8 protein-coding genes and 1 pseudogene are annotated in these 9,677 nt (G+C 36.8%); 8 read left to right on the forward strand and 1 reads right to left on the reverse strand.

Annotation, left to right across the window (positions count from 1 at the left end; genetic code table 11):
• The 8 genes from IM515_RS07200 to IM515_RS07235 all read left to right on the forward strand — a co-directional run.
• On the forward strand, positions 1–208 hold a 208-nt coding region (locus IM515_RS07200), incomplete at its 5' end, for a transposase (RefSeq protein WP_287633590.1).
• Between the two features lie 257 nt (positions 209–465).
• Positions 466–2,055: a lipopolysaccharide biosynthesis protein gene (locus tag IM515_RS07205; protein ID WP_287629897.1), complete on the forward strand. Its 1,590-nt coding sequence runs from the start codon at positions 466–468 to the stop codon at positions 2,053–2,055.
• A gap of 26 nt (positions 2,056–2,081) precedes the next feature.
• Complete coding sequence (locus IM515_RS07210) at positions 2,082–2,888, forward strand: FkbM family methyltransferase (RefSeq protein ID WP_287629898.1); 807 nt, start codon at positions 2,082–2,084, stop codon at positions 2,886–2,888.
• A gap of 43 nt (positions 2,889–2,931) precedes the next feature.
• A complete protein-coding gene (locus IM515_RS07215; protein WP_287629899.1) occupies positions 2,932–3,924 on the forward strand; it encodes an FkbM family methyltransferase in 993 nt (330 codons plus the stop codon).
• Positions 3,925–3,930: 6 nt separating this feature from the next.
• Entirely contained in the window at positions 3,931–5,193 is a 1,263-nt protein-coding gene (locus IM515_RS07220; RefSeq protein WP_287629900.1) for a glycosyltransferase family protein, read from the forward strand.
• Positions 5,194–5,222: 29 nt separating this feature from the next.
• Positions 5,223–6,560, forward strand: a complete 1,338-nt coding sequence (locus tag IM515_RS07225; RefSeq protein ID WP_287629901.1) for a hypothetical protein — start codon at positions 5,223–5,225, stop codon at positions 6,558–6,560.
• A 246-nt stretch (positions 6,561–6,806) separates the two neighbouring features.
• Positions 6,807–7,727, forward strand: a complete 921-nt coding sequence (locus IM515_RS07230; protein WP_287629902.1) for a class I SAM-dependent methyltransferase — start codon at positions 6,807–6,809, stop codon at positions 7,725–7,727.
• Between the two features lie 4 nt (positions 7,728–7,731).
• The gene (locus IM515_RS07235) at positions 7,732–9,039 is read left to right on the forward strand and encodes a glycosyltransferase family 4 protein (RefSeq protein ID WP_287629903.1); all 1,308 of its coding nucleotides are present in this window, start codon (positions 7,732–7,734) and stop codon (positions 9,037–9,039) included.
• A gap of 61 nt (positions 9,040–9,100) precedes the next feature.
• On the opposite strand, the pseudogene IM515_RS07240 reads toward IM515_RS07235, so the two are convergent.
• A pseudogene (locus IM515_RS07240) lies at positions 9,101–9,387 on the reverse strand (nucleotidyltransferase family protein).
• Between the last annotated feature and the right edge of the window lie 290 nt (positions 9,388–9,677).

The following is a 9,677-nucleotide window of genomic DNA, read 5'->3' on the forward strand; positions in this document are numbered from 1 at the left end:
AAAATCCTCCAGTGTTTTTACCAAGAGTTGTCAAACAATCCGAAACTGGTTTGGAGAAATAATTAGTTATTTCGAGCGAAGGACAACGAATGGGGTGGTCGAGGGAATCAACAATAAACTTAAACTAATAAAACGGAGAGGCTATGGCTTGAGAAACTTTCGGAATTTTTGGGTTAGAAGTATGTTGTCTTGGCATCTTGTCTGTTGATTTAGCATAAAGAGTAACGAAGAGCCCCAAAAAATCTAAATACTTAGTGATTGAATTATCATTTCGTCAGTTTTATCGAGATCAACCCTATTTATGGGAAATCATCAAACTACTAGAAGAGAATAAATATATTATGGTTGGCAAGGGATTTGAATGGCGATACCATGAAAATCCTTCAGAAATACTGCAAATGGATGCTATATTTAAGAACGCTGATGTTATATAATTAGAGCGGTATCAAAAAGGAGTTTACTTAGTTGAGCGATCTACTTGCCAAAGCTGTTAATAATTCTAAGTGGACTGCCATTGGTTCTCTCATGACAGCTATTCTAGGATTCCTTTTTGCTGGGTTAACGATTCGCTGGTTGGGAGAAGCGGAGGCTGGATTTGCCATTGCCATTGCTGCTATTGTTGGCATCAACAACACCTTTAGTGGTTTGGGGCTGGGGACTGCTGCAATAAGATTGATTAGTCGAGCCTATGAAGAAAATAATTCTCAGGAAATTCAGAAAATAGCAGGTGTTTGTTTTACAACTTCTCTGGCGTTTGGATTGTTTGGATTTTGTCTTTTTACTTTTGGCTCTTCTTGGATTGTTCAATGGAGTAAATATGAAGGCAATGCTGATACAGGCCGCTTGTACGTTATTTTATTAGGTTCAGCATTTTTACTACAACAAATCACTGGTTATTTTAGTATATTTCTGAGTTCTCTTCAAAGATTTGACTGGCAGACTAAGCTTAGTACTACTTTCCTGTTAGCCAATGGTATTTTGGGAATTACTTTACTGAAAGCCTTTCCCAATATTTTAACCTTGGGAATAATTCAGTTAGCTTTGTCTTGCTTGAATTGCTTGTGTACAGGATTTATAGTCACTAAAATACTTGGATTTCTGACACGTCCTTCCTGGCATCAAGCTATGTTTATTGAGCTTTGGTCGTTTGGTAAATGGGTTTACTTGACTCAAATTAAAGCTGTGTTCTTTGATGGTTTTGATAAAATCTTTTTAACTTCTGTATTTGGTAGTTCATCTTTACCATTTTACACTTTTGGTCAAAGGATTTATCTAACAGTTCATGGAATGTTAGCAGGACAGTCTTCTTACCTATTTCCCATGCTATCATCTCAAGGTGATAAATTAGATAAAGTAGCTGAACAAATAGAAGAACGTATGCGCTGGTTTATTGGATTACTAGCAGCTTTTATCTATTCAGGACTGATTATTGCTGGACCAGCAATATTAACAAAATTAGTCAATGCAGAATTTGCTAGCCAAGCTAGTTTTCAGCTATTTATTTTCTGTTGGGTAGGTTATAATCATGGCAATGCTATAGTACCATTTATCTTCGGACTGAGTAAGGGAGATGCAAAAGGGAACTGGATTTATCACATGATTATCGGTTTGGGCTCTCTCCCCTTTGTTGTTCTATTTGCTTTAGTATTTGGTTTCCAATACGCAGTAATAGGACAATTAATGACGCTCGTTGGAACAATTTACTTGTCTCGCCGTCTTAAGCCTAAGATGGACTTGATTGCTTTTAGTAGCTGGTTAATCAGACCTCTATACTCGTCTTTATTGTTGATGTTCATAGCTTCTGGAGTTCACTTGATGCTAAACATTGAAAAAGCAAACTCAATGATACAAATTGCTTCAATAGCTGTTTTTTATCTGGCTGCAATTCTATTAATTCCTCGTCTCGAAATTGCTTATCTGGGCTACGGATATTACTGGAAAACATTGGGAAAAGCAATTTCGCTATTTCTAATCAAGTTTGGAATTTCTGATAAGTTATTATTTCGTTTTCTAGGAATTGGGGACATTATTAATACAAACATTAAATACAAATAAATACTAAACTAAGGATTACATCCAAAATGAAAAGAATAATCAAATCTGTAAAGACTCAAATAGTAAAACTAGGTCAACAATTATATCCTTATAAGGATATAATTCAGTGGGTTGATAAAAATTCTAAAAGTTCTAAGGATACTAAATTTTACACATTGGTTCATGTAGGTGCTCATTTGGGTCAGGAAGCTCCAGCTTATGAGAAGTTAAATATTCAAAATGTTGTATGGGTAGAGGCTGATCCGAAAACCTTTGAACTTCTCCAAGAAAATCTAAAAAAAAGAACAGAATCACAGACAATACACAAAGCTTTTAATTGTCTTCTGACTTCTCAGGATAACCTAGAATATCAATTCCATGTTTTTTCAAATCAAGGAGCTTCAAGCTCAATATTTAAAGCTACTAATCTTCTTAAAAAAAATTGGTCAGATGTTCATGAGACTGGAGAGATTTTCAATCTTAATAGTATAACTTTAGATTCTTTCTTAAGTCAGAATAATATTTATCCCGATCTCTTATTAATTGATGTTCAAGGATCCGAATTAGAGGTACTTAAAGGAGCGCATAGAACTCTTACAAGAATTAAAGCTATAGAACTAGAGGTTAGTAAACAGGCAATCTATGAAGGAGGCTGTTTGTACGATGAAATTGATTCATTTCTCACGCTTCACGGCTTTTCAAGAATGTCCTTTGTACCTTGGCATGGAAACGTTTTATATGTTAGAGATACAAAAAAGCTTGACTTGTTCAAGGTTAAAGTTGCCGATCTATTTGTCGGGTTGTTAACTATGCTACAATACTTAACTAGAAATTTATCTCTCTTCCGTAACTAAGTGAAGAACACATCGCTAATTTTAAAAAGGAGGCTCTGTAATCATGAAAAGTTTAAGTTCTTTCCCAGCAATGATTAAAAAATTAAAATTTTTTCCCAGAAAAGTCATGCGTTTTCTGGCTTATCGAACTTTTAAAAAAGGATACTATCAAAGGCTTGCTGATCAGCAAAAGTTGGATTTTGAAGAAGCAAGAAATGCAGACAAAGAGTTACAAAGAACTTTTCACAGTAATCAGATCAAGTTAGAAGAGGCAAAAAGTATAGATAAAGAATTAGTAGATATAATGCCAGGAATTGACTTGCCAATGGTTATTCATCCAGATATGTATTTCTGTAGAGCATATACCACGGCTGTTTTTGAAAGGGATTCACTCGATTTCATTCGCAAATACTTAAAACCAGGACAAACTGTTTTAGATGTTGGTGCTAACGTTGGATATTTTTCTCTCTTTTTCTCTAAACTTGTCACTCCCATAGGTCGCGTTATTGCTTTTGAGCCTGGTGAATTTCCATTTAATTTGCTAAAAAGAAATAAGGAATTAAATCAGCTTGAAAATCTAGCAATATATCAGGCAGGTTTGGGGAAGCGAGATGAGATAGTAGATTTCAATGCAGGCGAATCTGGTATGGAAGTCTACAACTCTTTGGGAGATATTGTTCATTTTGCCGCTGATCCCAATCAATTTAAAAAAGTTAAAATTCAGCTATTTGAAGGTGCAAGCTGGTTAGCATCTCATAATATAAATCATATCGATCTGATGAAATTAGACGTTGAAGGGGGAGAGTATTTTGTACTTAAGGGAATGCTAAAGATGTTTCAATCTCAGCAAATCTCTAGACTTTTAATAGAAATGTCTTACGATCTTTCACAAGCACTTGGCTATTATCCTTCAGACATTATCTTAATGCTTAAAAAATGTGGTTATAATTGGTTTCGACTGCGCTCTCGTGGTCAGATTGAGCCACTACTTGGGAATGATATAGGCATTCCCGGTATGTTTGTAGCTGTATCATCGAAATGTATGAACAAAGGATAAAAGATCATGAAAATTATTGTTCTAGTCGATTCTATTTGGGGTGGCCATCACCCTACCTACTTCAACATTTTTGCCAAAACTCTCCTGGAGTTGGGATATGAAGTCATCGCTCTGTCTCCTGAACCTGAAGAGGTAAGCCAGTGGGTAGCCAGCCACTGTCCAGAATTTCTAGACCGCTTTCACTCATTTGATTTGCCAGAGCCAGCAATTAGCCAAATCCCTTACCCTCAATCCCACAGATGGCGTAAGTTGTACAATACCTTACTAGGTCTTGCTCGGTGGAAAATTTTAACCAAAAGAATTCGAGAAATTGCTAGTAAACTGGACAAAACACCCGATCTCGTCTTTTTTGCTGACCTCAGAAGTCACGGCTCTCAACTTGGTCATTTAATATTTAATAGAAATATCTTTCTACTAAACAGAGAGACAATTTTTCCTATTGCTTGGTCTGGTCTCAATTTCTGTCCTGCTATACGGGTTCCACCAAAATTTTCAATCACTAGATTGGCAATCACTAGATTTGACTGGCTCAAACGCTTCCAAATGTTTCTATCTCCCTACTGTAAAGCTATGGCAATTCTCGATGAAGGAGTTACCTCGCAGCTACAAGCTCAACTTCTTGGCAAGCCAGTCATTGTCTTTCCTGACTTCACTGATGAATCCCCGCCTGATCTGGATTATGAAATTTCCAAAAAAGTTTATGTCAAAGCTGCTGGCAGGAAGATAGTTGGTTTATTAGGAATGATAGATCCGGGAAAAGGAGCTTTAATTCTGTTAGAAATGTCTCGGCAAGCGCCTGATCATTGGTTCTTCGTCTTTGCTGGTTCACTAGCGGAGAAGGGGTTTACAGACGAGGAACTCGCTCGATTTCAGTTATTTATCAAGGAACAGCCAGACAACTGCTTTTTCCACTTGACTCGAATTCCCGATGAATCTCAATATAATGCCTTAGTTAAAGTATGTGATGTGGTGTTAAATGTCCGTAGAAATTTTCCCTACAGTAGCAATACCCTAACTAAAGCAGCACTGTTTCAGAAGCCAGTAATAGCCAGCAAAAACTATTGCATAGGCGAACGGGTTGAGAAGTTCGATTTGGGGTATACTGTTGAGGAAGGAAATACCACTCAGTGTCTTGAGGCACTGGAACGATTGTACGAGCAACTGGCTACAGGCTACCAGGAAATACAGCCGGATTTTGACGGGTATAGTCGGCTCCACTCAATCGAGCAACTAAAGGTAGCCTTCCAGACTCTTCTAGAGTACGTTTAGAATGATAATAATTTTAGGAGTACTCAGTTATGATTAAAGCTCAGCCCGTGTCGATGAACACAATTCCCAGGAGGAAGTCTAGTTTTATTAGCCAGATTTTCGCCACTGTGATTTTTTATATTATTTTATTTTTATATATTTATCCTAGTTACGTTAACGCAAGCATTGCTATGGAAGATCGCGGTCAAGTCTTGCCAAGTGGTTTGTCAATCATTATGCTAATACTTGCTGGCGGTACGGCATTCTTTTTTGACGAAGAATTCCGACGTTTGCTTTCGGGAAAAATAGCAATTATTTACGGAGCAGTAGTATTTATTTATCTATTGATAGGCTGGCGAGTTTACGGCAATAGTCTTGATATTATCAAAGGTGATATATTGGTTTTGCAGGCACCAATTCTAGGCTTGGCAATGTTTCGCTTAATAGTAAAATCCTACTATCCTAAATTGCAACTACTGGTACTGATAATTGCTGCAACTTTTTTAGTCTACTATTCTATGTCACAGGCTGGTGTAAGGCTACATCTAGCTGCTGCTGGCATTAAAGATAGGTCATTAGATCTGATAGGATTTCCTTGGTCTGCTTTACTAATGATACCTTCTGGAATTTCTATCGGTATTTTGTCTAGATCGGGTTGGAGATGGGCAATTTCAATCTGGGCATCAATTTTGGTTCATGTATACTCTGTATCATTTCTCGCCGCTACGCGAAGTTCGACTCTAGCCATACTAGCTGTAGTGGCTTCTGCAATCTTAAGTTTATCCTACAGAGTTGACAATGGAGTAATTACTAATCAGCTATCTTTTTTACGCTTGAGGCGATTAATTCCAATATTTTTCTTACTTTGTACCTTACTTTTCTTTGCTATCTTTAGTGATTTTATATTTAATCTTATATCTTTTCTTGAAAAGAGCCTACTATTTGGTAGATTTTTTGGTGATGTATCAGCACAGCAGTCAAGTGGAGCGCGAATCCAAGAAGCAACTGAGATGATTGAAAGTTTACAGGGTATAGATTGGTTATTGGGTCGAGGAATTGGTGCTAATTTTCGTTCATTTATGGCTCCCCAGGCTCCTTGGACTCACATAGGAATTTTGACATTTTTACTTAAGGGAGGATTAGTTTTATTCATTCCCTGTGTCTATGTTTTATATATTAAGTTCCCTAGCTTATTCATTAAGGCTGTCTTGAAACCAAAAACCTTAGAACCTAGAAAACGTACCTCCATCCTAACCGTACTGCCAGGTGTTTTCGGGTGGGCAACCTTACTGCTACTTTCTGGAGGATACAGTTCAAGTGATTTTTTCGGAGTAGGATTTGGTCTTGGTGCTTACTTGCATATTAAAAAGTACGGTCTCAATCTTTAAACTTTAAACTAAAGTGTTAAATTAAATCGAGTTCGCTGTGGTAAACTGAAGGCTTACAAGGTTTTTATGAATTATTTAGAATTGTTTATTGACTTTTTGGTCTAAGTATGATGTAATGTTTTTGTGAAGATCCACAAGCATAGTGACACAGATATCCCACGCAACCTCTGTTTGTCGATCTAGTAACTCGCCTGAAACACTTTAACTGGTAATTTATCAAGGCACACATTTACGGGAAACAACAATATGAATTTGATTGTAAGAAAATTAAACTCTTTGAAGAGAAAAATGATTTCAAAATCAATCAACAATTACAAGGCTCCAAAACTTGATTTTGTTGATAATTTGATAGAAGAGATGAATTTCACTATTAGTGATTCAAAAATATCTGAGGCATGGAGAAGCTATGGTGATGAAATAATATCTTCTCTTAAAGAGAACAACCCATCAGAATTTTTAAGATTTCCCAGAATTGCTGGGACAGTACACCCAAATCAATTTGGACTCTCATTTCAGTATTTAAACTACATATTCAGTTCCGATAAATTTACGGCAGCTATTCAGAAAGCACTTACTGAATCCCCTGTGGGAAAACCATTTTTAGATACCTCTTATCCTTTAAGCAGTCCACTGCTGATTCAGCACGGATATCATTTGATTAGACTCTTGGAATACACAAATATTAATGTCTTACATCTCCAATCAATTGTTGAATTTGGTGGTGGCTATGGTAGTTTTTTTAGACTTTTAAAAAATCTTGGATATACGAACAAGTATTTTATTTACGATCTTCCAGTAATGTGTGCCATTCAAAAATTTTATCTGAAAAATGTTTTTCTACCTTGTCCTAATACAGAAACGTTAAGTAACCTGAAATGGCTCTCTGGAGCAGCATCTAATGTTAGTGATAATGTTATAGATTTGGATGAATCTCTCTTTATGGCTACATGGTCTTTGAGTGAATGTCCATACGATCTTAGACAAGAGTTTGAGCCTATTATCTCAAAATTTAAGTATGTACTAATTGCATACCAACCTAAATTCCATGATTTCAATAATGTTGAATACTTTAATTCACTCGAAAGTAAACTACCAAATTTTAAATGGAATCACTTTGAATGTCCCATTTATAAAAATATGTTTTATTTGATAGGCAAAAAAATCTAAAGCAATGACAAAAAAAATTAAAGTAGGATTTTACGTCCAAAACGAAGGCTATCCCAATGTCGATTGCAGGTTCCCAGAAAAAGGGAATCCTGGCATTGGCGGTACTCAGTTTTCTGAAATTGCTACAGCTTATTATTTGAATAAATTTTATCAAGACAGACTTGAAATTTTACTGCTTGCCAACATTACCGAATTATTGCCGCCATCTTTACAATCTTGTCATATAGTTGATGCCGTTGATGCAGCAGTAAAAAGCGAGGATCAAGGATGTGATATATTTATTTTTAGATCTTCATTTTTAACTCAAGATCTCTATGAAAAGTTATGCAGCTTGAAGATAAAAGCTATAGCTCGGTCTGATAACTTTCCTACTATCGAAGAATTAAAGCGAATGGTAGATTGTTCGCAAATTAAGTGCCATGTCTGTGTCGGACAAGAAGAATTAGATATGTATCGAGATCACAGAATTTTTGAAAAGTCAACTCGAATTTTTCACCCATTTAATATTGAAACTTATGCCTCAAAAAATGATATAATAAAACAAGGAAATATGGTTGTATATCTTGGAAGTCTTGATCCGGCAAAACAATTCCATGTACTTGCTAGAGTTTGGTCTCACATCCTCGCGAAAAAGCCAGAAGCAAAGCTAATTGTAATTGGCAGTGGCAAAGTCTACAACCGCAATCAAAAATTAGGGAAATGGGGAGTGGCAGAAGAAACTTACGAAGCAAATTACATACGCCCCTTTCTTTCTGATGAGAATGGTGATGTAATAGAATCTGTTCATTTTTCTGGCTTGCTAGGTGCTGAGAAAACTGAAATTTTGCAAACTGCTGACGTGGGAGTTGTCAGTCCTACAGGAAGTACAGAAACTTTCTGCATCAGTGGGGTGGAAATTCAGGCTTGCGGTACGCCCGTCGTTTCCGCTGCTAAAGGGGGATTGCTCGACACTGTAGTTCATGGTAAAACGGGGTTACTGGGAAGGAGTGATAGAGATTTAATCAGAAATATTCTTTACTTATTGGATAATCCTGACATAGCTAGGCAATTTGGTCAAAATGGGATAAACTTTATCAGAGAAAAATTCGATCACCGATTAATTATTAAAGAATGGCTAGAATTATTCATTGATGTCTATAATGATAGGGCACCCAGTCCACAGCCGATGAAACCCAATTATTTATATCAGGCTAAGTTTCTGAGAGAAGGTATGCGAATCCTTAAAAAGAACATTCCCTTATTGCGTGGCGTTCCTTCTTTAGTTGAGATTAAGTCTCTGCTTAAATATCTGCTTAAAAGGAGTAAGGAATGAATTAGATGTAGAGTTGACACTCCTCACACAGCTAATATCCCGCACCCGCAATAACCATTCTCTAGAAGACACGAATTGCTTCTTGTAAAATAGGTTCTCGCAGATGTTCTCTGAGATCTTTAACAGTTCCCAAATCGACTGAACATTCCAGAATTCCTTCTAAGTAATGTTGGACGCAAAATAAGCCAAAAAGTCCTACAGGACGAGAAAAATCAACTAAAAAATCTACATCGCTGTCAGGCTTAGCTCGGTCTCGCGCTACCGAACCAAAGAGTTCGAGAGACTTGACTCCTGCTGGAGTTGCTCCTGATTAGCTCTGACAATTGCTAGAACCTCATCCCGTTGCATCAGTAGATCGCTATCCTAAAAAAGTGTTTACTCAATCATTCTAAAGTTTTAGCTTCCAGATTTTAATTCTACCATTATTTGCGATCAAACAAAGTGAAGATAAATGAAGTTGGACACAGCCGCGATCGCCTTTGATATAATAGGAGCAAAGGTGCGAAACGTTTAGGCATGAAATAAGGAACCGAATGCCTGAAATAACCGCCTAGTAAGGTCTTCAGTCCCTCGACTGAATCTAACAGGTCAACCCTGACCAACCTTATAACTGTTTATATGTCCCGACGTTTAGTATC

The organism is Microcystis sp. M44BS1 (assembly GCF_020244875.1).
Taxonomy (GTDB): Bacteria; Cyanobacteriota; Cyanobacteriia; order Cyanobacteriales; family Microcystaceae; genus Microcystis; species Microcystis panniformis.

Coding starts and splice junctions, on each gene's coding strand:
- IM515_RS07210 (WP_287629898.1), top strand. CDS start 2,082: ATGAAAAGAATAATCAAATCTGTAAAGACTCAAATAGTAAAACTAGGT.
- IM515_RS07215 (WP_287629899.1), top strand. CDS start 2,932: ATGAAAAGTTTAAGTTCTTTCCCAGCAATGATTAAAAAATTAAAATTT.
- IM515_RS07220 (WP_287629900.1), top strand. CDS start 3,931: ATGAAAATTATTGTTCTAGTCGATTCTATTTGGGGTGGCCATCACCCT.
- IM515_RS07225 (WP_287629901.1), top strand. CDS start 5,223: ATGATTAAAGCTCAGCCCGTGTCGATGAACACAATTCCCAGGAGGAAG.
- IM515_RS07230 (WP_287629902.1), top strand. CDS start 6,807: ATGAATTTGATTGTAAGAAAATTAAACTCTTTGAAGAGAAAAATGATT.
- IM515_RS07235 (WP_287629903.1), top strand. CDS start 7,732: ATGACAAAAAAAATTAAAGTAGGATTTTACGTCCAAAACGAAGGCTAT.